We start from the raw sequence: 21892 nt of genomic DNA on the forward strand, positions 1-21892 counted from the left end.
TCCGACATCCGATCTCGACGCGCCCCTGCAAAAAGACCTAAATCACACAAAATCGAGACTTCTTCAGCAGCCTGCTAAAGCGCGATGGCTTTAGGTTGAATCGTCAACGCGCTTCAGCTCTTTGCTTGAGCATGATCTCCGCGCAAACGCATTCCGCGTTTGTCGCGAGGGAAAACCGCTGCGCACTTTTCCGGATCATGCTTTAGGCGCTGACGGTTTCGGCCGAAGAGCTACGCTTCCGCCGCAAGGATGGCACCGATCAAGACTACCGTTTCAGGTATCCGGCAAAGGTTGCGGATGGCTGGTCTCGTACCGGCGATGTCGTGCACGAGAATGAGGACGACTGGCGCTTCCTTCACTATCGGATCGGCGCTGTCAGCGGCGTGAAGATCGGGCCAATAAATTTGAAACCACAGACAACTTAGCGGCGCCCTCGTCTGGGAAACAGCTTATCGCGAATGTAGCGCGAGGTCGGCGTCAATCCGGCGCCGTGCGGCTTACGCCAAACTGCTCTATCGATCTCCTTCCTATCACCGACCTTCAGGCGACCTGACACCTTCTTAGCCAGGAAAATCGCGTCACTCATCCGGCGGCCGGATTGGCGGTTCTTCGCCTTCACTTCCTTCCAGAGTTTCAACGGTCCAAGCTTCAGCTTGGGGAGCTCCTCCTTGATCTCGCGACGAAGGCAGCGCCTCTCGCTCTCGCCCGCCCGCCGGCGGCCCCCTGGAAACATCCACAGGCCGTCGCGCCTGCGTCTGACCATCAGGACGCGGCCCTTCCTTGCGACAACCAGTTTCGACGATTTCGCCATCACCACCAGCCAGCTTCTTGCCTACAATCATTGCGCCGGATTCTCGCCGAGACAACCCGTCAATCTACGGACTGATGATCGCCTTGATGATTCCATCTCGTCGCGAGACCTGTTGCTCGAACGCGGCAGGCGTCTGGTCGAGCGAGAAGCGATGCGTGGCCAGCGGCGTGAGCTTGACCTGCCCTCCCTGCGCAAGCGCGATGGCCCGCGGATAGACCTCGGGCATGCGGCGTGAAAACTTGATCGACAAGCCTTTGCGACGCGATTCCGCGCCGCTCAGGATGTACTGGTTGTTCTCGGGAATGCCGACGAGAACGACCCGGCCACCGATACGGGCACAGCGCGCGGCATGCTCGAAGCCGTGCGAGGAGTCGGTCGCCTCGATCACCAGATCGACGCCACGACCGTCGGTGACGTCACTGACCCCGGCATAGCTGCGGCACGCCACATCCGCGCCGAGGTCGCACGCCAGCGCGGTCCGCTGCAGGACCGGGTCGATCGCGATGATCTTTCCGGCACCGGCGAGCCGCGCGAGTTGCACCAGCAACAATCCCACCGGCCCGCAGCCAAGCACCGCCACGGTTTCCAGAAGTCGCGGACGCGCCAGATCCATGGCATGGATCGCAACGCCGAGCGTCTCCAGGATCGCTGCGCCGGCCGGGTCGATGCTGTCAGGCACCAAATGCACGGCGGATCTGGGCACGCAGACAAATTCGGCCATGGCGCCGTTGTGTGGCGCGTAGCCGAGGAACTTCACGTTGGGGCACAGATTGGTGTGACCGCGGCGGCACCATTCACAATGGCCGCAGGGAATCGAAGGGTCGACCGCCACCAGCGCATCAGCCGACAGCCCCGCCTTGCGCGCCGAGTCCGGCGTGAGGACACCCGAGAATTCATGGCCCAGGACAAACGGGCTGACGCGCGCCGGGCCGGTCGTCCCGCCCTCGAGGTAGGAATGCAGATCGCTGCCACAGACGCCGACAGCCTTGACGCGAACGATGAGATCGTCCTCCGCCACCGGCCTCGGCTCGGGGATATCGAGGACGCGGATATCGCGAATGTCCTGGAGCACCGCAGCGCGCATGTCGACGCCATTCCTCTTTGAGCAATTGTCCTGGCCATATTACATATGTAACGCCGAAGTGACAAATGCTTTTGCGCCCTTCCCGGGCGCAGATCGGCGATCACGCCGGCATCGCCGGGCGGATCCAATGTCCGCTGCGAAACCGCAGCTATTTCTGCTTGTCGATCAGCTTCAGCGCGGCGACGGCGGCGTTCTCGTCCGTCACCAGCACCTTGCCGATCCGGCCGCGCAGCACCGCAGCGATGATCGGCGCCTTGTTGAGGCCCCCGGCGATCAGCATCGACGTCGGCACGCGCGCCAGCTTCTCGAGCGGCAGCGCGATGGCGCGACTGTTGATGCCGTGATCGATGGGCCGGCCGGACTTGTCGAGGAACTGCGCGAGCACGTCGCCGACGGCGCCAGCGGCCCGCAGATGCTCGGCACGTACGTCCGGCGGCAGCCCATGCCGCATCAGCAGCGAGCGCGGCGTCAGGTCTCCCATGCTCAACAGTGCCAGGTCGATCCGCTCGACGCTGTTCAGCACCTCCTGATAGACCTCCTGGGCCAGGAAGGTGTCGCGGGAGCGCCGGCTGCTGACAAAAATCGGCGCTGCCAGATAGCTGCACTGGGCGTGCAGCCGGTGCGCGAGCTCGCCCGCGATTTCGAAGGTGTTGAGCTCGAGCCCGCGCGACAGGCCGCCCATCATCGAGACGATGGACAGATCGGGATAGTCCGCCGGCGTGACGTAGCGGATGGTCTCGCGCAAGGTCGCGCCCCAGCCGATACCGATGATGCGCGGGCGCTTCTGTTCGAGGAATTTCGACAAATACGCTCCCGCCGCCATCCCGATCAGGCTTCCGACCTGCTCGGGATTCTCCGGGCTCGGGATGACGACCGCGTCCTCGAGGCCGCATTCCCGGCGCAACCGGTGCTCCAGCTCCGTGCAGCTCGCAAAGGCGGAGTTGAGGCGGATGTTGACGATGCCGGTCTGCCGTGCGTCCGACAGCATGCGGTTGACGCGGGCGCGGGTCAGCCCCAGCCGCTCGCCGATCTCGGCCTGGGTCAGGTTCTCCATGTAGTAGAGCCAGGCGACCCGCAGGATGGTTTGATCGGTCACGGCGCAGCCCCCCGCAGCGGCCTAGAGCATGGTCAGACGTCGGATCATTTGAGGCGATCCTTCACCATTCGTCAAATGCGGGGACATGCGGGTGCTCGTCATGCGGTCTTCGCCCCCGGCGCGCCGTCCTCGACCACAAATGTCGTCAGCCGGCGCACGGTGCTCCTGGCGTCCTTGACGTCGTCGAGCGCCTCGAATCCCACGGTGCAATGCCGGGCGTCGAGCTCGACGGTCGCATAGCCGCGCCTGTCGCCACGCGCATAGGCGAGATGCGGATTTTCCGCCAGTGCCTTGCGCACACTGCTCTCGCTCGGCCCGTCCGAGCTGATGGAGGTGCCGACGAACTCGGTCGCAATGGTCGGGCCGTCAGGCCGGGCAAGATCATGCTTCAGATCGGCGGCAAAGAAGGCGTGACGGTCACCGCCGATCACGATCGGGTTGCGCCGGCGATGCGCGACGAGCGAATCAAGCAGACGGCGGCGTGCGTTGGGATAGCCGTCCCAGCCGTCCATCCAGAAATGCGGGCCATCGTCCCCGTCCCGCTTGTCCTGCGCCATCAATGTCTGCTGCGCAACGATCGTCCAGCGGCCGCGAGACTCGCGCAGGCGTGCATCGAGCCATTGTTCCTGTTTCTCCCCCAGCATCGTCCGCGTTTCGTCGGTCCGGCCTGCACAGTCGCTCACCCAGGTCGGACGCCCGCTCCCGACGCAGGCCGACGCTGAACGATATTGCCGGTCGTCGAGCAGCAGCACGTCGAGCATGTCGCCGAAGCGATAGTGCTCGTAGATCGTGGCATCCGCGCCGCGTGGACGTGCCGAGGGCGGTAGCGGCATGTGCTCGTAATAGGCCTGATAGGCTGCCGCACGGATCTTCAGGAACTGCGCGGGATCGCGCACGGTGTAGGAGCGATCATTGGCATAGTCGTCCATCACCTCATGGTCATCCCAGACCGAAAGCCAGGGAAAGGCGGCGTGCGCGGCTTGCAGGTCGTGATCGCTCTTGTAGAGCGCGTAGCGGTTGCGGAATTCCTCGAGCGTCGTCGGGATGCCGACGCCGTGCTGGCGGACGTGATGCGATCCCCAGGATTTCTCATAGATGTAGTCGCCGAGATGCACGACCAGGTCGAGATCGCGCGCGGCCATGTCGCGGTAGGCGGCAAAATAGCCCTGCTCGTATTGCTGGCAGGATGCGAAGGCAAAACGGAACGGGCGCGCCGACTCGGCCGGCGCGGTTCGGGTGCGTCCCACCGGGCTCAGCGCCGGACCCGCGCGGAAGCGGTACCAGTAGAGGCGATCCGGCCGCAATCCCGTCGCCTCGGCATGCACGGAATGCGCAAGCCCAGCCGTCGTCCGCACGACACCGCGGGAGGCGATGCGGGAGAAGGCCTCGTCCTCAGCGACCTGCCATTCGACATCCACCGGAGCGTCCCACATGCCGCCGCCGTCGAGAGGTTGCGGCGCAAGCCTGGTCCACAGGATGATGCGATCCTGTCGCGGACATCCGGACGCAACACCGAGCGTGAAAGGATCTGCGCTGAAAGCGACCGGCGCTCCCCGTACGAACCCGGCGGGCGCAGCGAAGGCGGCGCTCGCCAGCGATCCCATGAGAAAGCGGCGGCGGGGAATCATGGACGCGCCGGCACGGTTTCGAGCTTGCGGCGAATGCTCACCGCGAGATCCGGCCGGTCGGTCGTGATCTCCCGCACCGGTTGGGCAAGCCAATAGGCGATATCTTCCGGCTCATTGGTCACCCATGCACCGAGACGCTCGGATCCGAGCATCTTGAGGGCCAGCGGCAATGTAAGCCCGAGGAGCGATTTTTCGACCGCGACAATGCAGTCGGGAACGGCGGCAAATTGCGCCAGCGCGGACGCTACTCCGCCCATCATCTCCGCCGAACGGCGGTCGAGCGAGGCAAGCACCCGCGCCTCCGGCCACAGCCGGCGCACGGTCGCGATCACGCCGGGCACGAAGCAGGTGATGACGGCACGTCGTTCCAGGCCCCGGCGCTTGATCTCGTCGATCAGCCGCGCCTCGAGGCCCGAATAGGGATTGCCGAGCGCATCCGTCTTGATCTCGATGTGGAGCTCGAGCGTCGTTTCGCTGAACACATCGAGCACCTCACCGAGGGTCGGAATGCATTCGTCGCCGGCATCGCGAAGACGCGTTGCCGTCAACCGCCGCAGGCTGCGCTCGCCAACCGGACCGCTATCGAATGCGGTGCGGTCGAGCAGCGGATCATGGATCACGACAAGCCCGCCATCCGCGCTCTGATGGACGTCGAACTCGACCGCATCGACACCCTCCTTGCACAGCTTGCGGAAGCCCGTGAGGCTGTTCTCCGGCCAAAGATTGCGCGCGCCGCGATGCCCGACGATGAAAACCATGATCAATTCCTACTTGCTGCTGTCGATAAGCCCCTTGATGAACCAGCGCTGCAACAGCAGGACGACCAGCGCCGGCGGCAACATTGTGAGGAGCGCACCACTCATGGCGACGTTCCAGGCCGGCTCGCTGTCGGAGCGGGGGATCAGGCCCTTCAATGCAATGACGGCCGTTGCCATGTCCTTGTCGGTCGTGAACAGCAGCGGCCAAAGATATTGATTCCAGCCGAACAGGAACAGGATGATGGCAAGCGCCACCATGTTCGGCACGGAAAGCGGCAGCAGGATGCTCCAGAAGAAATGCAGCGGCGACGCGCCATCCAGCCTGGCCGCCTCGCACAGCTCGTCCGGGACCGTCAGGAAGAACTGGCGAAACAGGAAGGTGGCGGTGGCTGACGCAATCAGCGGCAGGATCAGCCCGGGATAGGTGTTGACCATGTTCCATTCGAGGTTGATCGCGACCTCGTGGCCGCTGATCCAGCCCCACAGGTCCGCCACATGCAGGGTGTCGGCGAGCCATTGCAGCGGCAGCGCCGCATTGGCCACGGCTTCGAAGGTCGGCACGATCCGAACCTCAATCGGCAGCATCAGCGAGACGAAGATGAGCCAGAACGCGAGCATCCGGTAGCGGAACCGGAAATAGGTGATCGCGAAGGCCGAGAGCAGCGACACCGCGATCTTGCCGGCGGTGATGCCGAGCGCCACGACGATCGAATTGGTGAAGGTGCGACTGAAATTGCCCTTGCTCCAGGCCAGTTGCAAATTATCGAAGAAATGGTCACCCGGGAGCCATGGCAGCGGCACCTTCTGAACCTCGGCCACGGTGAGCGAACCCGCCACGAACGCGAAATACAAGGGTATGCAGACCGTCAGCGCGCCGGCAATCAGGATCGCGTGACAGACCATGCTAAGGACGGGCGAGCGCTCCACCATTGAGCTAGACTCCGTAATTGACCTTGCGGTCGAAGTAGCGGAATTGCAGCAGCGTGCAGATCAGCGCGAAGCTCATCAAGAGAACCGATTGTGCGGCCGACGAGCCGAGGTCGAGATTGACGAAGCCGTCGACGAAGACCTTGTAGACCAGAATGTTGGTTGCACCCGCCGGACCACCCTTGGTGACTGCATCGATGATGGCGAAGGTTTCGAAGAAGCCATAGATGAAGTTCATCACGGTGAGGAAGAAGATGGTGGGCCCGAGCATCGGCAGCGCGATCGAGACGAAGCGGCGGATCGGACCGGCGCCGTCCACCGCGGCGGCCTCCATCAGCGACACCGGCACCGCGAGCAAGCCCACGACCAGGAAGATATAGTCGTAGCAGATGTGCTTCCATGACGCGGCGAGCGTCACCAGGATCAGCGCGTCGTTCGGATTGAGGTTGGGGTCCCAGGCGATGCCGAGCCTGTGCAGCATCTGCGCGAGCGGGCCAACCGCCGGATTGAACAGGAAGGCCCACAAGATGCCCGCGATCGCCGGCGCAATCGCATACGGCAACAGAATGATCGTGCGATAGACCGAACGACCCCGTACGATCCTGTCGGTGGCAAAGGCGAGCACCAGTGCACTCCCCAGCGTAAGCACATTCTGAGCCACCGTGAACCAGAACGTCACCGCGATCGACTGGCGGTACTCGCTACTCGCAAATAGCGTCTTGAAATTATCGAACCATACGAACTGAACGGTGGTTCCGAAGGGGTCGCTGAGCAGGACGGACTGCGTCAGCGCGCGCAGCGCCGGGATGAAGAAGAAAAACAGGAGAATCAGCAATTGCGGCAGCAGAAGCAGCGTCGGCAAGCCGGGGCCGTCGCCGAAATTGGCGCGCTTCAGTCCTGCCTCTTGCGCGGGACGACGTGCCTTCCCCGACACGCGGGATCGGCCGACGACCGCACCCGGCCCGGCCTTGGACTGGCCGCCCCCGTGCTTCCTCTGAAGCACGGGCGCGCGCGCGTCACGCCACGAGAGGGATAGGCGCAAGGTCATGGACGCTCGGTTTCCGGAGTCTTCCCGGCATTGAGCTTTTCGAACTGCCGCAAGATCTCGTTGCCCCGCTTGACCGCATCATCCATCGCCTGCTGCGGCTGCTTCTGACCGGCAAGGACCGCCTCGACCTCCTGGCGCTGCGCCAGCATGGTCTGCACGAAATTGCCGAAGCGGAAGCCGCGCGAGTTCTCATTCGGCGTACCACGTGAAAGCTGCAATACGGCGATCTCTCTGGTCGGGTGATCCTTGTAGTAGCCACGTTCGCGCGCGAGCGCATAGGCACGGTTCGTGGCGGGAACGTAGCCGGTTGCGCCATGCCACCACACCTGGGTTTCCGGCTGCGCGACGAAATTCAGAAAGGCCGCGACCGCTTCATATCGCTCCGGCGTGTGACCCTTCAGGACCCAGATGGCGCCGCCGCCGATGGTGCTGTTGAGGGGCGGATTGATATCGCTCTCGTGCGGCAGGAAGGTGGCGCTCCAATTGATGGTCGCATTGCGCTCGATATTGCCGTGCGATGCGGTCGAATTGACGAAGGTCGAGCACCGCCCCGAGGTGAACAACTGTTCCGGGCTGAAGCCCTGGCCCGCGATCTGCATCACGCCGTCATCGAGCCATTTCTTCAATCGCGCGACTTGTGAGACCACCTTCGTCTTGTTGTAGACGAACTCGGTACCAAGCCCGTCAAAGCCGTTTGCGAGCGTGCCGTAAGGCTGGTTGTTGATGGCGCTGTAGTTCTCCAGGAGGCTCCAGTAGAAATCGCCGGGCAGCACCGTGCCGCATTCGCTGATTCCCTTGGACTTGATGGTGTAAAGCTGGCTCTCCAGCTCCTGCCAGGTGTCGGCCGGCTTGTCGAAGCCGGCTTTCTGGAAGTGATCCTTGTTGTACCAGAAGATCGGCGTCGACGAGTTGAACGGCATTGCCGACATCCGCCCCTTGTAGCTCCAGAAGCTGGCCACCGGCTTGATGAAATCCGAGAAGTCGACCTTGTAGCCCTTCTGCTCGATCAGGTCCTGCACGGGAACAACCGCCCCCGAGAGCAGCATCGTCATGTAGCCGCGCTCGGCGATCTGCACCATTTCCGGCGGCCGTTTCGCGCGGTAGGCGGCGATCACCCCATTGGTCACCTCATCATAGTTGCCCTTGGCAACCGCGACGACCGTGTACTTGTCCTGCGATGTGTTGAACTTCTCGACAAGCTCATTGAGCCGGTCGGCCAAGACGCCGCTCATGGCGTGCCACCACTGCACCTCGACCCGCGCCTGTGCCGGACCAGCCAATGCCAACGCGCCGAACATGGCCGCAATGAATGCGACTTTCCTACCCATGGGCAGCCTCCCTTGCCGGGCAGGAGGCCCGGCTTATACATTTGTATTCTTATCATGACATATGTGTCGAGATGATGAAAGAGGTTCGGATGGCTTCCCGTGGTGCGGCAAGCGGGTGACGTCGGGCGCGCTTCCGCGCCACGCCTAAGGCGGTGACGAACTAGATGAAGCAGGCAAAGGCGTCCCGTTGCGCCGCCGTCAGGTGCAAGCCATGTTTGGTGCGCCGATCCAGGAAGTCCCCGGGCTCCCTGGCCCACTCCTTCTCGCGCAGAAACGCGGCCTCACGCTCGTAAAGGTCTCCACCGAAATGCCGGCCGAGATCGGCCGAGACGCGGGCCGGACCCAGCAGTTCGCGCGCCCGCGTACCGTACAGGCGCGCATAGTGATGGACCAGCTTGCGCGGAAGGTCGGGATATTCGCGCGCCAGCTCGACGACGAAGGCATCGAAGTCGCTACCGATGTCGCCACCCGGCAGCGGCTGTCCCGCCGTCCAGCCGGACGACATCTTCGGAAACCATGACCCAAGACGTTGCAGCGCGTGTTCCGCGAGCCGACGGTAGGTCGTGATCTTACCGCCGAAGATCGAGAGCAGCGGCGGCACGCCCTCCGTGCCGTGAACCTCGAAAACATAGTCGCGCGTCACCGCGGACGGATTTTCGGTATTGTCGTCGTAAAGCGGCCGGACGCCGGAAAATGCATGGACGATCTCCCGCTCGTCCGGCGGGGCGCGAAAGTAGCGGCGCAGGACGCCGAGGAGGTAGGCGATCTCGCCCTCGTCGATCGCGACGTCTTCCGCGCGGCCATCATAGGAAATGTCGGTCGTGCCGATCAGCGCCAGATCCCTCTCGTAAGGATTGACGAAGATAACGCGACGGTCCGCGTTCTGAAGCAGATAGGCCTGTGTACCGCTCCAGAATTTTGGCACCACCAGGTGACTTCCCTTGACCAGCCGCACATTGTGCGCGGAGTTCAACCCGGCGACACCCTGGACGACGTCCTGGACCCAGGGACCTGCGGCGTTGACCAGCGCTCGCGCACGGACGATCTGCGTGCCGCCATCATCTCCCTGCATCTCTAGGCGCCATGCCGCCGCTTCCCGGCGCGCGTTCACAGCGCGGGTACGGGGCAGGATGATCGCGCCGTTGCGCGCGGCATCGACCAGATTGAGGATCACGAGCCGCGCGTCGTCGACCCAACAATCCGAATATTCAAAGCCGCGGCGAAACTCGGCGCGCAGTGGCGCGCCCTCTGGCGCATGCGCGAGATCGAGACCACGACTCGACGGCAGCCGCTTGCGGCCGCCGAGATGGTCGTAGAGAAACAGCCCGGTGCGAACCAGCCAGGCCGGCCGCTGCTCCGGCGAGTGCGGCAGCACGAAACGCATCGGCCAGATGATGTGCGGCGCGGACGCGAGCAGGACCTCCCGCTCGGTCAGGGCCTCGCGCACGAGGCGAAACTCGTAATATTCGAGGTAGCGCAAACCGCCGTGAACGAGCTTGCCGGAGCGCGACGAGGTGCCTTCGGCAAAGTCGCCCTTCTCGCACAGCAGGACCTTCAGGCCGCGGCCCGCCGCATCGCGCGCGATGCCGGCTCCGTTGATGCCACCGCCGATGATGGCGATGTCGACAAGCCCGTGATCCCTGCCCGTGACCGGCGCAGTCTCCGTCATCACATCCTGCTGCGCTTCTTCTCGATCCGTCGTCGCGCTGCCGCCTTTGCAGGTGCGCGTGCCCTGCCCGGCTTCGCCTTCGAAGCAGTCTTGGATTTGGGCTGCTGGAGACCATAGGTCGAGAAGCCCTTCGCAGTGTCGGCGATCTCGGCTTCGCTGAGAATGTGCGGCGATCCCAAGGCAAGCGAGAGATAATATTGCCGCGCGATGGTCTCGAGCTCGACCGCCAGCCACATCGCCTTGTCGAGGTTGGCGCCGACGGCGATCATGCCGTGATTGGCGAGCAGGCAGCCATTGCGGCCTTCGAGCGCTTCGAGCGCGAGCTCCGACAACTCGGCCGTGCCGTAACGCGCATAGCCGGCGCAGCGGATGTCGTGGCCGCCGAACGCCGCCATCATGTAGTGACAGGCCGGGATCGGCTTGCGCGCGATCGCGAGCACGGTGGCGAAGGTCGAATGGGTATGAACGACGCTACCGACATCCGGCCGGCCCCGCATGATGTCCAGATGAAAGCGCCATTCGGTGGAGGGCTGCAGCGGTCCCTCCCAGGAGCCGTGCTCGCCTTCGAGCGGCATCGCGGCGATCATCTCCGGTTTCATCGCGTCATAGGGCGTCGCCGACGGTGTGATCAGCATCCGATCCTTGTAGCGGGCGGAGATGTTGCCCGACGTCCCCTGATTGAGCCCCGATGCGTTCATCCACCGACATTTGGCGATGATCGCCTCGCGCAACTGTCGCTCCTCGCGGGTCATGGCAAAATACCTTTCGTCTTCAGCACGGATTGAGCGGCGGCTCGCCGGCAAGATAGCGGCGAACCTCCTCGGCCGCCTGGTCGGCGGCAATGGTGACGGTGCGCAATGAGGCCCCCGCGATGTGCGGCGTCAGAGTCACGTTGGGCAGTTGCAGCAGCGGCCAATCCGGCGGGACCGGCTCGACCGCAAAGGTGTCGAGCATCGCGCCGGCAAGCCGGCCGGCTGACAACGCCTCGAACAGCGCCTTGTAATCGACCAGGGGCCCGCGCGCGGTATTGATGAATACTGCGCCCGGCTTGACCCGCGCCAGCGCGGCGCGGTCGATGAAGCCGGTGGTCTCGGCGGTTACGCGCGCATGCAGGCTGATCACGTCGGCGCGCGAAAGAAGCTCGCTCAAGCCGACATGCTCGACGCCGTCATTGCGATCCTGTGCGCTGAGCTGGACGTAAGGATCCGTCACCAGGATCCTGCAACCGAATGCCTTGAGCAACTTGACGACCCGGGTGCCGATGGCACCATAGCCGACGATGCCGACCGTCATCTCGCCGAGCTCGCGCCCGGTGCGGTCGGCGCGATAGAGATCGCCCCGCCACTCGCCGGCGCGCAAGGATTCATGTCCGCTGCGGATCAGGCGCGTCTCGGCGAGAATGGCGCCGATGGTGAACTCGGCCACCGCGCTGGCGTTGCGGCCGGGCGTGTTGACCACGAGCACGTCGTGATCGCGCGCGGCTTGCATGTCGACGTTGACGGGGCCGCCGCGCGACACCGCAATGAATTTGAGGTTCGGCAGACGCTGCAGCATTGATCGCGAGATTGGCGCGAGATGCGTGACAAGGAGCGAAGCGTCGGCGATGAAGTGCACGACCTCGTCGGGATCGCCCATGAACTCCTTCAATCCGTCGAGCTTCGAGCCGGCATAACCGTGCTCCATGGGCTCGTCGGGCCAAGGCTGCTCCAGGATACGGATGTCGATGCCGTTGCCGCAGGCTGCCGTGATCCGTTCGGCAAAGACGCTCGGCAGCATGAAACGGTCACCGACGATGGCGATGGCTTTAGGCATGACCGGCTCCCGCACGCACGGCCGCGAGCTGCTTCCAGACCGGCCGCGCCGCAAGCCTGGCATCCAGATAGGCCGGGAACATCCGCGCATAATGCGCAGCGAGCGTCGCATCGGGTGTCTGCGGCGCGTTAAGATACGGTCTCACCCATTCCTCCGTGCAGGCCGTCATGTCGGGATACAGCCCGGTCGCCACTGCCGCGATCATCGCGGCGCCGGCAGCGCCCGCCTCGCCGCGGCTGCAGACACGAACATTGCATTCGAGCGCGGCGCCAAGGATCGCGCCCAGCGCCCGGCTGCGTGCGGCGCCCCCGGTGATGCGCACGTCGCGCGGTAACGTCCCCATGGCGGCATAGCAATCGCGCGCGGCAAAGGCGAGGCCTTCCATCACCGCCCGCATCAGGTCCCAATAGCCGTGACGGGTGCGCAGGCCGAGAAATTGCGCACAGGCCTCGTGCGCGACGAACGGGCCACGCTCGCCAGCATCGGAGATGAAGGGGTGGAACAGGAGCTCGCCGGGCCGCGCCTCGAGAACGCGCGCATCGAGCCGCTTGATCAGGTCGGCGCGCGAGCGCGCAACGCCCTCGGCGGCGAGCAGGTCGCGCGCGAGATCCAGCAGCCAGTCGATATTCAGCGTCGCCGCCATGTTGGATTGCATCTGGGCATAGTGACCGGGGACAGGAAACGGCATGGTGTAGCCGGTCGCCTCGGCATTGAGCACCACCGCATCGGCGTTTGGCGCGAGCCGCATATGCATGCCGGTCGAGCCGATGATGGTGCAGCCGACGTCCGGCGCCGGATCGTAGAGGCCCGCGCCCAGCGCGTTGCAGATCACGTCGACATAGCCGAGCGAGACCGGAACGCCCTGCGGCAGGCCGGTCTCCAGCGCCGCGCCGGCATCGAGCGGATGCGTGGTCGTCACGCCGTCGACGACGTCGGGAAACAGGCGAGTGCAATCGACGATGCCGATCAGGCGCGCGCTTTCCACGTCGAACCGACGCTTGCGGAAATCGCCGCAGGAGAAGGTGGCTTCCGACGGATCCGTCGCGCGCTGGCCGGTGAGCAGGAAGTAGAGCCAATCCTTGCAGTGGAAGGCGGTGCGGGCGCGCGACAGACTTTCCGGCGCATGCGCCTGCAGCCAGGCCAGTTGCGGCCCCTGCTGGCAGGCATTGAGGCCCGAGCCGGTCCGCCGGTAGAGCGCAGCGTTGCGCTCGCTGCCGCGAACGTCCTCGACAAGGCCTGCGGCACGCGAGTCGAGCCAGAGCAGCGCTGGCGCGACGGGCCGGCCGTCGTCGTCGATCAGCCAGGTGCCGTCGCCCTGCCCGGTCACGGCGATGGCCGCGAGCCGCGACACAAGGTCAGGGACCGCCGCCACCAGGCCACGGAGCGCGGCGACCGTGTCGTTCCAGGTCCGCGCCATGTCCTGCTCGACATGGCCACCGGCTGATGTCGTATAGCTGTTCGGCAGCGAGAACTCACCGAGCTGGCGGCCGTCGCGGGTGAACGCGACCGTCTTGATCAGGGAGGTGCCTGCATCAATGCCGATGATGACGTCGCGGCTCGGCGAGGTGCGCATGATCAGGCCGCCTCCGCATGGCGAATGCAAGTGCCGTCGGCGCCAAACAGGTGGAGATGCCGCGGCTCGAGTGCAAAGGGAATGATGTCCCCCGGCCGCGCCGCGATCTTGTTCGGCGTCACCGCGATGAGGAGACGACCATCGTATTCGCCCGCGACATGCGATTGGTCGCCCAGCCACTGGTTGGAGACGACACGCACGCGCACATCGCCGCTGCCGACGGCAATCTTCTGAGGCCGGATGCCGACTCGGATGCGCGCGGTCTGCTCGAGCATCTGCCGCGCGCCCTGGTCCAGCGTTCGCCCCTCGATCCGGAATGTCACCTCCGGGCCGACCGACAGGCGGATGCCGCCGTCGGCACGGGCGACCTCGGTCTCGAGCAGGTTCATCGGCGGCTCGCCGATGAAGCTCGCGACGAACAGGTTGGCGGGATGTTCCTTCAATTCCCTTTCGCTCGCGAATTGCTGAAGCACCCCGTCTTCCATGACCGCGATGCGGTCGGCGAGCGCGCTCGCCTCGGTCTGGTCATGGGTGACGAAGATCGCCGTCATCCCGCGCTCTGCGAGCAGCCCCTTGATCCGCCCGCGCAGCACCGCGCGGAGCTGCGGCTCAAGCTGCCCCATCGGCTCGTCGAGCAAATAGAGATCGGCGTCGCGCACCAGGGCCCGCGCCAGCGAGACGCGCTGCTGCTGCCCGCCGGAGATCGAGCGCGGATAGCTGTCGAGAATATCCTCGATTTCCACCAGCCGCGCGATCGCATCGACACGGCGCGAGACCTCGCCATGCGAGCGCTGCTGCGCCTTCAACGCAAAGGCGATGTTCTCGCGAACGGTGAGCGGCGGGTAGAGCGAATAGCCTTCGAAGGCCATCGCCACCTTGCGCCGCGCCGGCGGCAACTCGTCGATCCGCCGCTGCCCCAGGGTAATTGCGCCCGACGTGACGCTCTCGAAGCCCGCGATCATCCGCAGGGTCGAAGTCTTGCCGCAGCCGGACGAGCCCAGAAGCGCGACGATCTCGCCCTTCCCGACCTCCATGTCGAGCGCACGCACGGCATGGACCGGCGGCTTGCCGCGGCTCTGGTAGACCTTGTCCACATTCCTGATCTCGAGCATGCCGAAGGTCATCTCCCCGTTTCAGGCCGCCTGCCGCCGATACGGCAGGCCGACGCGCAGGCCCGTCGCGCGGTCGAACAGGAGTGCGGCTTCCGGCGCGAAGCAAACGAACACGCCGTCCTCGGCGCTCGCCATCGACGAGTCCTGTGGCAAGGCCGCCAGCCACTCGGAGCCGTCGGAAAAGCGCAGAAGCAGCACGGCTTTCTCATGCATCGGCGTGATCGCCACGATGCGCGCAGGAATGGCATTCTCGCCCGCCTGCCGGGTGACGACGAGATCGTCGGGGCGAACGCCGAGCCAGCACGGGCCGAGATCCGCAGCCTCGCGATCGGCGGCTTCGAGGCGAACCGCGGTCCCCGCGACTTGTGCGTTGAAAGACCCTTGCCCGGCGACCGGCTCGACCTCGGCCAGATTGATGCTCGGATCGCCGAACAGGCGCGCGACAGCAACGGATGCCGGCCTTGCATAGATCTCCTCGGGGCGCGCGATCTGCACCAGACGGCCGTCGATCAGGACCGCGATCCTGTCGGCGATCGCCATCGCCTCGCGATAGTCCTGGGTGACATAGAGCACCGCAGCCGAACTCCGCCGCAACAGGTTGGGCAATTCGAGGCGCATCTCGTAGCGAAGCTTGGCATCGACGTTGCGCAGGGGATCGTCGAGCAGCAGCACCTCCGGATTGCCGATCAGCGCACGCGCGAGCGCGGTGCGCTGCTTCTGTCCGTTCGACAATTCGCGGGGCATGTGACCGAGCACGTGCTCGATCTTCAGGAGGCGGCTGATCGACTTGACCCGCGAGGCCACTTCGCCCGCGGCCGCCTTGGCGCGCAAGCCGCTCGCGATGTTGTCCTGCGCGCTCATATGCGGAAACAGTGCGAAGTTCTGGAAGGCCATGCCGATCCCGCGCCGTTCCGGCGGCGCGCCCACGATCGACTGGCCGCCGACCAGAATGTCTCCCTTGTCGGGCTCGAACATGCCGGCGATCATGCGCAGGAGCACGGTCTTTCCGCTACCGGACGGGCCGAACACCGCGACGATCTCGCCGGGCTCGACCGCCAGCGACAGATCGTCGGCGCAGCGCACCGGACCGAATGACTTGCCGACGGCGTTGAGTTCAAGACGCGCCATGCCGTCAGCCTTTCACCGCACCGAGCGACAGACCTTCGACCAGGTAGCGCTGCGCATAGAGCGCGAGCAGCAGGGTCGGCGTGACCGAGAGCACGATCGCGGCCGCGATCTGGCCGTACTGGATGCCGGACGCCGTGACGAAGGCCAGCGCGCCCACGGTGACCGGCTGCTTGTCGGCCGAGGCCAGGATCAGCGCGAACACAAAATTGTTCCAGCAGAAGATGAAGGAGAGCAGACCGGCCGCCGCAATGCCGGGGCCGGCGAGCGGCACGGCGATGCGCGTGAATGCCTCGCGCCAGGAATGTCCCGCAAGCCGGTAGGCATGCTCGATGTCGGGGCTGATGTCCTCGAAATAGCCGCGCACGATCCACAGGATCAGCGGCAGCGCAATGAGCTGATAGACCCAGACAATGCCGAAATAGGTGTCGTTGAGACCGAGCTGCTGGTAGTAGAGCGACAGCGGCAGCAGCACGAGCAGCGGCGGGGCGAAACGGAACGAGAGCAGCGTGAATGCGATGGTCTCGCCGAGCCGGAACTTGAACCGCGCAAAGGCATAGGCCGCGGGCACGCCGAGCAGCAGGGCCAAGACCACGGCCGCGCTCGACAGCGCAAAACTGTTCATGAGGTTGCGTATGAAGGAAATCTCAAGATTGCCGGCCGTGGTGCGGAGCTGCCCCGAGATCAGGGCCTGATAGTTGGCGAGCGTCGGCTCGAACAGGATGTGCGGCGGGATCCGCAGGATCTGCTCGTTGGTCTGGAACGACATCAGGAATATCCAGACGATTGGAAACATGAAGAAGACGAGCACGAGCGCGAGCGCTATGCCGCGGAAGATGCGCCCTGCGAGACTGGAGTGATCCATCTCCATCTCTCCTTCCTCAGGCGTGGCCGTGGGCGCGCGCCCGCAGCCGCAGCCAGTTCTTGATGAAGATGTTCGACAGGATATTGGTGATCAGCCACAGGATCATCAGCAGCGCCGCCGAACGGCCGACATTGGTGTATTGGAAGAATTCGAGATAGGCCTGGACCTGGAACACCATCAGCCGGTCGCCCGGGCCACCCTGCGTCATCGCGTAGATGATGTCGAACTGCTGGATTGAATCGAGCAGGCGGAACAGCGAGGCCGTGATGATGTAGGGCGCGAGCATCGGCAGCGTGATGCGGAAGAACACGAAGCTCGCCGGCACGCCATCGAGCGCCGCTGCCTCGAACGGCTGCCGCGGCAGCGAGCGCAACCCGGCGAGGAGCAGGATCATGATGAAGGGCGTGTAGACCCACATGTCGACCAGCACCACCGTGAACAGCGCGCTCGACGGATCGGATGCCCACTTGAAGTCATGCACGCCGAACAGGCTCACGAGATAGGACAGGATGCCGAAGCTCGGGTTGGTCATGAGCTTCCACATCAGCGCGGCGATCGCAGGTGCGGTCATCAGCGGCAGCAGCAGCACGATCGACACTGCATTGTGAAAGCGGGTCGGTCGCCGCAGCAGCAAGGCGATGCCCAAACCGAGCAGCAGTTCGAGAACCACCGTCAGCGCGGTATAGGTGAGCGAGATGCGAAGCGTGTTCCAGAAGGCGGGGTCGGAGAGGAAGTCGACGTAATTGTCGACCCCGATGAAGCCGCGCAGATACGGCAGGTTCAGCCGGTAGCGCTGGAGCGAATAGACCGCCGCGGTCACGAAGGGAACGAGGATGGCGATGCAGACGAGCAGAGCCGGCAGGCTCAGCAGGTAAGGCAGCATGCGCCCGCGCAGCCTCGTGGTGCGGCGCGGAAGCACATTTGTTGTCTGGGACAGCTGGACCATGCTCATGATGATACGGGATCACGCATTGGCTTCAACACCGCCGGCCCGGATCGGGTAGGCGTTCCGAACCGGCGGGTTGGCGTGGCGCGGAGGAATCGGCGCCACGCAAGGCGTTAAACGAGGCAGTTCAACCAAGGCAAATCACCCAAGACTTGCTCACCCAAGGCCTGCCTGCTTGAGCTGACGGTTGATGCTGTCGGCGAGCTTGTCGAGCCCCTCGTCCACGCTGACCTCCTTGGCCACCATCTTCTGGAGCGATGCCGCCCATTCCGTCGTCAGGTCGAAGAACAGCGGCTGCGCCGTGAAGTAGATCTTGGCGCCCGGAGCCGAGACATCATGCTGCTCGAGATAACCAGGATAGGACTTTGCGATGCGGTCGCGGAACTCTGAGTCCTTCCACACCGAGGCGCGGACCGGATTGACGAAGTCCATCTTGCGGGCCCCGAACAAATCGTGCTCGGTCGAGGCCGCCCATTGCATGAACAGCCAGGCCGCATCCTTCTGCTTGGAGAAGCTCGACATTGCGAGCGACCAGATCCAGACGTTGGGCGTCGGCGCCTTGGCGGCCGGGTTCGCGGCAAACGGCGCATAGCCGAGGTTGCCCCGCTCCTTGTTCTCGCCGCCATTCATAAAGTAGCCGAGAATGTCGGCGTCGAAAATCATGCCGGAGGCGCCGGCGCCGAGATCCGTGCCGACCTGGTACCAGGTGTAGGTCGACCAGTTCTTCGGGCCCGAGGTCTGGATCATCTTGACCCATTTCTCGTGGAAGTCCTTCGAGGCCTTGGTGTTCATGGCGGCCTTCAGCTTGCCGCCCTCCATCACAAAATCCTTCTGGCCGAAATTCGCGTAGGCCGAGAGGAAGCCTGGATGGATCGTGGCCCAGGAGCGCGAGCCGCGAACGCCGACGCCGTAAGGCCCGCCGGCGTCCTTGGTGATCTTCGCGGCAACATCGAGCATCTCGTCGAGATTCTTCGGCGGCTTGACGCCGACCTTGTCGAAGATGTTGCGATTGTAGGCGATGTTGTTGAGCTCGTAGCCCCACGGGATGCACCATTGCTTGGCCTTGCCCGAGCCGAGCTCAGAGCCGGCAACGCCGTCCCACGCCGTCGAGGAACGAAGGCCGGGCAGCACGTCGTCCCAGGCAAAGGCGGGGTTGGTCTTGGCGGGATCCTTGATGTAGGCGTTGAGATCCTCGATCCAGCCGGCAGGACCATAGGTCCAGGTCATGTAGGCGCCGGTCATGAAGGCGTCGTACTGGTCCGATTTGGAGGAGAGCGCCGCCGTCACCTTGTCGAAATAGACGTCCTCCGGGAAGATGTCGTAGGCGACGTTCATCCCCGTGAGCGTCTTGAACGCCTCGATATCGCCGATCATCGCATCGACGTAAGGATGCTTGTTCAAGAGCAGCTTGACGGTCTTGCCGCTATAGGCCTTCCAGTTGAAGTCTGCCGCCATGGCCCGCGACATCGCGGAGACATAGGCGGAGTTGGCGGCGACGCCGGCGATGCCGAGCTTGGCGGCGCCGTCCAGTAGATCACGCCGACTGATGCGTTTGGCGGCGTAGGAGTCGAACAGATTCTTCTCGCGATCGTACATGAGTTACCTCCCGTTTTGCGCGTTTACTTTCCCTTCCGACCCGTGTTCTTGGTCTTCGTGTTCTTTTCCTTGCCGGATGTTGCCTCCGGCTTGTCCGTTGCGAGGGCCTGAGCGGTCGCCTCGTCGATGATGAGGCCGTGCAGGAGGCGGCTGCGCAACACCGCGCGCAACGCCGTCACCTTGGCAAGCCCGCCGCCGATGGCGACGATGCGATGCTTCCTGAGGTCTGCCGCCTCCATCGAGGTGGCGCGCGCCGACAGGTCGATGTCGAGCAGCTCGCCGTCGGCATTGAAAAAATGTCCGAGCAGATCAGCACAGGCCCCGGCCCGCTTCAATTCGACGACCTCGTCCGGCCTGATCATGCCGCTCGAGACCAAGAACCCCTCGGCATGGATCTGTCCAATGCCGACAAACAGGAGCGAGGCCTTGCGCGCGAGCGCAAACACGTCCGCGATGCCGTATTGCTGCATCAGCACGGCGCGGTCGGCGACCGAATTGGCAAACACCGGTACCGGCAGGAGATAGGCCTCGGCGCCCGTACGCTCCGCCAGTCGATGAATGACGTCGAACGGATTGGCGGCGAATTTCCGCGTCAGTCCGCCGAGCAGCGAGACGAATTGCACCTCGCGCGCCGGCGTCTGCGGCAACTGCTCGACCACGGCCGCGAGCGTGCGGCCGTGACCGACGCCGATGATCTTATGCTCGCCGCGTTCAAGGATCTGCCGCAAGAAGCTCGCGCCCTCGAGCGCCAGAGCCTTTAGCGGCAGGTCGCCCTCCCCAAGATCGGGCGCGACGCGGCAGAAGGCGAGGCCATAGCGCTGGGTCAGCGTGTTCTCCAGCGCGACGCATTCGGCCACCGGGCCTTCGACGAAGACGCGGATCATGCCCTCGCGGCTCGCGCGCGCGATCAAACGATGCGCCTTGGTGCTCTGGATGTTGAGGCGGTCGGCGACCTCGGACTGGGTCAGCCCGGCGGCGAAGTAAAGCCACGCCGCCCGCGTTGCGAGCGACGCCTCACCGTCAACCATCGGCAGCCTGTCGGAGGATGTCGCCACGCCGGAAAAGCCCGCTTGCAATTTTCTTCACGTCTTGCAAAAAATTGCAGAGGCGCGTTAGAACGTCAATCCCCCAAACGTGCTGCGCTGCAATCAAGCGGCGACTGCGTTCCTCCGGCGCTGTTCGGGAAAATGCGGTCGCCATGACGCTGTGGAGGTCGAATGGCAGGCGTGTTCCTCGGTGTCGACGTCGGAACCGGCGGCGTTCGCGCCTGCGCCGTCGATGCACGCGGCAGCCTCCTCGGAATGGACTCGGCGCCCCTTCCCCCGCCCCGGCAAGACGGCAACGCCATCGATCAGGATCCGGAACTCTGGTGGGATGCGACGGCGGATGCGGTCCGCAAGCTCGGCCGCCGCCTCGATCTGGAGGCGGTCAAGCGCGTCTGTGTCGACGGCACGTCCGGCACCCTCCTGATGATCGATGCCGCGGGCCGGCCCTGCACGCCGGGGCTGATGTACAATGACGCACGCGCGGCAGCTGAGGCCGCGCGCATTGCGGCGGTGGCGCCGGCGGGCAGCGGCGCGCACGGCGCGAGCAGCGCGTTGGCGAAGCTGCTGTATCTGTCCGGTCGCGGCGAGGCGAGCCGAGCGCGCTTTGCCGTGCATCAGGCTGACTGGATCGCCGGCCGGCTGGCCGGACATCACGGCATCAGCGACGAAAACAACGTCCTGAAGCTCGGCTACGATCCCGTGACTCGCACCTGGCCGGCCTGGCTCGACGAGCTCAGCGTGTCGCGTGAGCTACTGCCGACGGTACTGGTGCCGGGAACACCCTTTGCGGATATCGATCCCGAGGTCGCATCCACGCTCGGCCTGTCGCCGGCAGCGCGCGTCGCGGCCGGCACCACTGACGGTGTCGCGGCCTTCATTGCGACGCGCGCCGATACGCCTGGCGATGCCGTCACCTCGCTCGGCACGACGCTGGTCGTGAAGCTGCTCGCGACACGGCCGATCTTCGCTGCAAATCAGGGCGTCTATTCTCACCGGCTTGGCGAACGTTGGCTCGCGGGCGGCGCCTCCAATTCGGGCGGTGGAGCGCTGCTCACTCATTTCACGGCCGCCGAGATGGACCGGTTGACGACGCAAATAAAGCCGGAGATGCCGACCGGGCTCGACTACTATCCCCTGCCCAAGCCCGGCGAGCGCTTTCCGATTGCCGATCCGGCATTGCCGGCAAGGGTCACGCCGCGTCCAGCCGAAGATCATCGTTTCTTCCAGGGCCTCCTCGAAGGCATCGCGGGGGTCGAAGCGCTCGCCTATCAACGCCTCGCCCAGCTCGGGGCGCCAAGCCTGCGGCGCGTCATCAGCATCGGTGGCGGTGCGAAGAACGCGGCCTGGACCGAAATCAGGCGGCGCGCACTCGGCGTTCCCGTGACCGTCGCCGAGGAGACGGAGGCAAGCTACGGCGCGGCGCTATTGGCCTTGCGAGGCGGCCCGCCATGATGGTTGAGACGATCGA

19 protein-coding genes are annotated in these 21892 nt (G+C 64.7%); 1 reads left to right on the top strand and 18 read right to left on the bottom strand.

From position 1 onward, the window contains the following. Nucleotides 1–421 precede the first annotated feature (421 nt). The 18 genes from JQ632_RS36555 to JQ632_RS36640 form a co-directional block, all read right to left on the bottom strand. Nucleotides 422–811, bottom strand: a complete 390-nt coding sequence (locus tag JQ632_RS36555) for an NUDIX hydrolase (protein ID WP_212407581.1) — start codon at nucleotides 809–811, stop codon at nucleotides 422–424. A 64-nt stretch (nucleotides 812–875) separates the two neighbouring features. Beyond that, on the bottom strand, nucleotides 876–1895 hold the full coding sequence (locus tag JQ632_RS36560; RefSeq protein ID WP_212407565.1) for a zinc-binding dehydrogenase: 1020 nt from the start codon (nucleotides 1893–1895) through the stop codon (nucleotides 876–878). Nucleotides 1896–2043: 148 nt separating this feature from the next. Next, nucleotides 2044–2991, bottom strand: a complete 948-nt coding sequence (locus JQ632_RS36565; protein WP_212407566.1) for a sugar-binding transcriptional regulator — start codon at nucleotides 2989–2991, stop codon at nucleotides 2044–2046. Nucleotides 2992–3089: 98 nt separating this feature from the next. After that, nucleotides 3090–4619 (bottom strand): alkaline phosphatase, encoded by a 1530-nt coding sequence (locus tag JQ632_RS36570; protein WP_212407567.1) that lies wholly within the window; start codon nucleotides 4617–4619, stop codon nucleotides 3090–3092. After that, nucleotides 4616–5377 (bottom strand): glycerophosphodiester phosphodiesterase family protein, encoded by a 762-nt coding sequence (locus JQ632_RS36575; RefSeq protein WP_212407568.1) that lies wholly within the window; start codon nucleotides 5375–5377, stop codon nucleotides 4616–4618. Before JQ632_RS36575 ends, JQ632_RS36570 begins: the two co-directional genes overlap by 4 nt. A gap of 9 nt (nucleotides 5378–5386) precedes the next feature. After that, a complete protein-coding gene (locus tag JQ632_RS36580; RefSeq protein ID WP_212407569.1) occupies nucleotides 5387–6307 on the bottom strand; it encodes an ABC transporter permease subunit in 921 nt (306 codons plus the stop codon). A gap of 4 nt (nucleotides 6308–6311) precedes the next feature. Continuing rightward, the gene (locus tag JQ632_RS36585) at nucleotides 6312–7352 is read right to left on the bottom strand and encodes an ABC transporter permease subunit (RefSeq protein ID WP_212407570.1); all 1041 of its coding nucleotides are present in this window, start codon (nucleotides 7350–7352) and stop codon (nucleotides 6312–6314) included. Continuing rightward, nucleotides 7349–8680, bottom strand: a complete 1332-nt coding sequence (locus JQ632_RS36590; RefSeq protein ID WP_409363535.1) for an extracellular solute-binding protein — start codon at nucleotides 8678–8680, stop codon at nucleotides 7349–7351. The genes JQ632_RS36585 and JQ632_RS36590 overlap by 4 nt, the downstream gene beginning before the upstream one ends. Nucleotides 8681–8840: 160 nt before the next feature. Continuing rightward, complete coding sequence (locus JQ632_RS36595) at nucleotides 8841–10349, bottom strand: glycerol-3-phosphate dehydrogenase (RefSeq protein WP_212407571.1); 1509 nt, start codon at nucleotides 10347–10349, stop codon at nucleotides 8841–8843. Continuing rightward, nucleotides 10349–11101, bottom strand: coding sequence for a class II aldolase/adducin family protein (locus tag JQ632_RS36600; protein WP_212407572.1), 753 nt, complete (start codon nucleotides 11099–11101; stop codon nucleotides 10349–10351). Before JQ632_RS36600 ends, JQ632_RS36595 begins: the two co-directional genes overlap by 1 nt. Before the next feature lie 19 nt (nucleotides 11102–11120). Then, nucleotides 11121–12161 carry a 2-hydroxyacid dehydrogenase gene (locus JQ632_RS36605; RefSeq protein WP_212407573.1) on the bottom strand — a complete coding sequence of 347 codons (1041 nt, stop codon included), beginning with the start codon at nucleotides 12159–12161 and terminating at the stop codon, nucleotides 11121–11123. Further along, complete coding sequence (locus tag JQ632_RS36610; RefSeq protein WP_212407574.1) at nucleotides 12154–13734, bottom strand: FGGY-family carbohydrate kinase; 1581 nt, start codon at nucleotides 13732–13734, stop codon at nucleotides 12154–12156. The genes JQ632_RS36605 and JQ632_RS36610 overlap by 8 nt, the downstream gene beginning before the upstream one ends. Nucleotides 13735–13736: 2 nt before the next feature. Beyond that, nucleotides 13737–14846: an ABC transporter ATP-binding protein gene (locus tag JQ632_RS36615; RefSeq protein WP_212407575.1), complete on the bottom strand. Its 1110-nt coding sequence runs from the start codon at nucleotides 14844–14846 to the stop codon at nucleotides 13737–13739. Nucleotides 14847–14867: 21 nt separating this feature from the next. After that, nucleotides 14868–15974: an ABC transporter ATP-binding protein gene (locus JQ632_RS36620; protein ID WP_212407576.1), complete on the bottom strand. Its 1107-nt coding sequence runs from the start codon at nucleotides 15972–15974 to the stop codon at nucleotides 14868–14870. A gap of 4 nt (nucleotides 15975–15978) precedes the next feature. Then, nucleotides 15979–16836 (bottom strand): carbohydrate ABC transporter permease, encoded by an 858-nt coding sequence (locus JQ632_RS36625; RefSeq protein ID WP_212407577.1) that lies wholly within the window; start codon nucleotides 16834–16836, stop codon nucleotides 15979–15981. 16 nt (nucleotides 16837–16852) lie between these two features. After that, the gene (locus tag JQ632_RS36630) at nucleotides 16853–17782 is read right to left on the bottom strand and encodes a carbohydrate ABC transporter permease (RefSeq protein WP_212407583.1); all 930 of its coding nucleotides are present in this window, start codon (nucleotides 17780–17782) and stop codon (nucleotides 16853–16855) included. A 156-nt stretch (nucleotides 17783–17938) separates the two neighbouring features. After that, the gene (locus JQ632_RS36635; protein WP_212407578.1) at nucleotides 17939–19378 is read right to left on the bottom strand and encodes an extracellular solute-binding protein; all 1440 of its coding nucleotides are present in this window, start codon (nucleotides 19376–19378) and stop codon (nucleotides 17939–17941) included. Nucleotides 19379–19401: 23 nt separating this feature from the next. Then, nucleotides 19402–20433, bottom strand: a complete 1032-nt coding sequence (locus JQ632_RS36640) for a sugar-binding transcriptional regulator (protein ID WP_212407579.1) — start codon at nucleotides 20431–20433, stop codon at nucleotides 19402–19404. A 162-nt stretch (nucleotides 20434–20595) separates the two neighbouring features. Between JQ632_RS36640 and JQ632_RS36645 the strand changes: the two genes are divergently transcribed. After that, the gene (locus JQ632_RS36645) at nucleotides 20596–21876 is read left to right on the top strand and encodes an FGGY-family carbohydrate kinase (protein ID WP_212407580.1); all 1281 of its coding nucleotides are present in this window, start codon (nucleotides 20596–20598) and stop codon (nucleotides 21874–21876) included. Nucleotides 21877–21892: the final 16 nt, after the last annotated feature.

The sequence above is a fragment of the Bradyrhizobium liaoningense genome (assembly GCF_018130955.1).
Taxonomy (GTDB): domain Bacteria; phylum Pseudomonadota; class Alphaproteobacteria; order Rhizobiales; family Xanthobacteraceae; genus Bradyrhizobium; species Bradyrhizobium liaoningense_C.

What these genes read in the sequence shown, in the direction of transcription:
- JQ632_RS36570 (WP_212407567.1), bottom strand. Translation starts at nt 4,619, where the DNA reads ATGATTCCCCGCCGCCGCTTTCTCATGGGATCGCTGGCGAGCGCCGCC.
- JQ632_RS36560 (WP_212407565.1), bottom strand. Translation starts at nt 1,895, where the DNA reads ATGCGCGCTGCGGTGCTCCAGGACATTCGCGATATCCGCGTCCTCGAT.
- JQ632_RS36620 (WP_212407576.1), bottom strand. Translation starts at nt 15,974, where the DNA reads ATGGCGCGTCTTGAACTCAACGCCGTCGGCAAGTCATTCGGTCCGGTG.
- JQ632_RS36555 (WP_212407581.1), bottom strand. Translation starts at nt 811, where the DNA reads ATGGCGAAATCGTCGAAACTGGTTGTCGCAAGGAAGGGCCGCGTCCTG.
- JQ632_RS36600 (WP_212407572.1), bottom strand. Translation starts at nt 11,101, where the DNA reads ATGACCCGCGAGGAGCGACAGTTGCGCGAGGCGATCATCGCCAAATGT.
- JQ632_RS36605 (WP_212407573.1), bottom strand. Translation starts at nt 12,161, where the DNA reads ATGCCTAAAGCCATCGCCATCGTCGGTGACCGTTTCATGCTGCCGAGC.
- JQ632_RS36625 (WP_212407577.1), bottom strand. Translation starts at nt 16,836, where the DNA reads ATGGATCACTCCAGTCTCGCAGGGCGCATCTTCCGCGGCATAGCGCTC.
- JQ632_RS36580 (WP_212407569.1), bottom strand. Translation starts at nt 6,307, where the DNA reads ATGGTGGAGCGCTCGCCCGTCCTTAGCATGGTCTGTCACGCGATCCTG.
- JQ632_RS36635 (WP_212407578.1), bottom strand. Translation starts at nt 19,378, where the DNA reads ATGTACGATCGCGAGAAGAATCTGTTCGACTCCTACGCCGCCAAACGC.
- JQ632_RS36595 (WP_212407571.1), bottom strand. Translation starts at nt 10,349, where the DNA reads ATGACGGAGACTGCGCCGGTCACGGGCAGGGATCACGGGCTTGTCGAC.
- JQ632_RS36585 (WP_212407570.1), bottom strand. Translation starts at nt 7,352, where the DNA reads ATGACCTTGCGCCTATCCCTCTCGTGGCGTGACGCGCGCGCGCCCGTG.
- JQ632_RS36645 (WP_212407580.1), top strand. Translation starts at nt 20,596, where the DNA reads ATGGCAGGCGTGTTCCTCGGTGTCGACGTCGGAACCGGCGGCGTTCGC.
- JQ632_RS36630 (WP_212407583.1), bottom strand. Translation starts at nt 17,782, where the DNA reads ATGGTCCAGCTGTCCCAGACAACAAATGTGCTTCCGCGCCGCACCACG.
- JQ632_RS36615 (WP_212407575.1), bottom strand. Translation starts at nt 14,846, where the DNA reads ATGCTCGAGATCAGGAATGTGGACAAGGTCTACCAGAGCCGCGGCAAG.
- JQ632_RS36575 (WP_212407568.1), bottom strand. Translation starts at nt 5,377, where the DNA reads ATGGTTTTCATCGTCGGGCATCGCGGCGCGCGCAATCTTTGGCCGGAG.
- JQ632_RS36610 (WP_212407574.1), bottom strand. Translation starts at nt 13,734, where the DNA reads ATGCGCACCTCGCCGAGCCGCGACGTCATCATCGGCATTGATGCAGGC.
- JQ632_RS36590 (WP_409363535.1), bottom strand. Translation starts at nt 8,680, where the DNA reads ATGGGTAGGAAAGTCGCATTCATTGCGGCCATGTTCGGCGCGTTGGCA.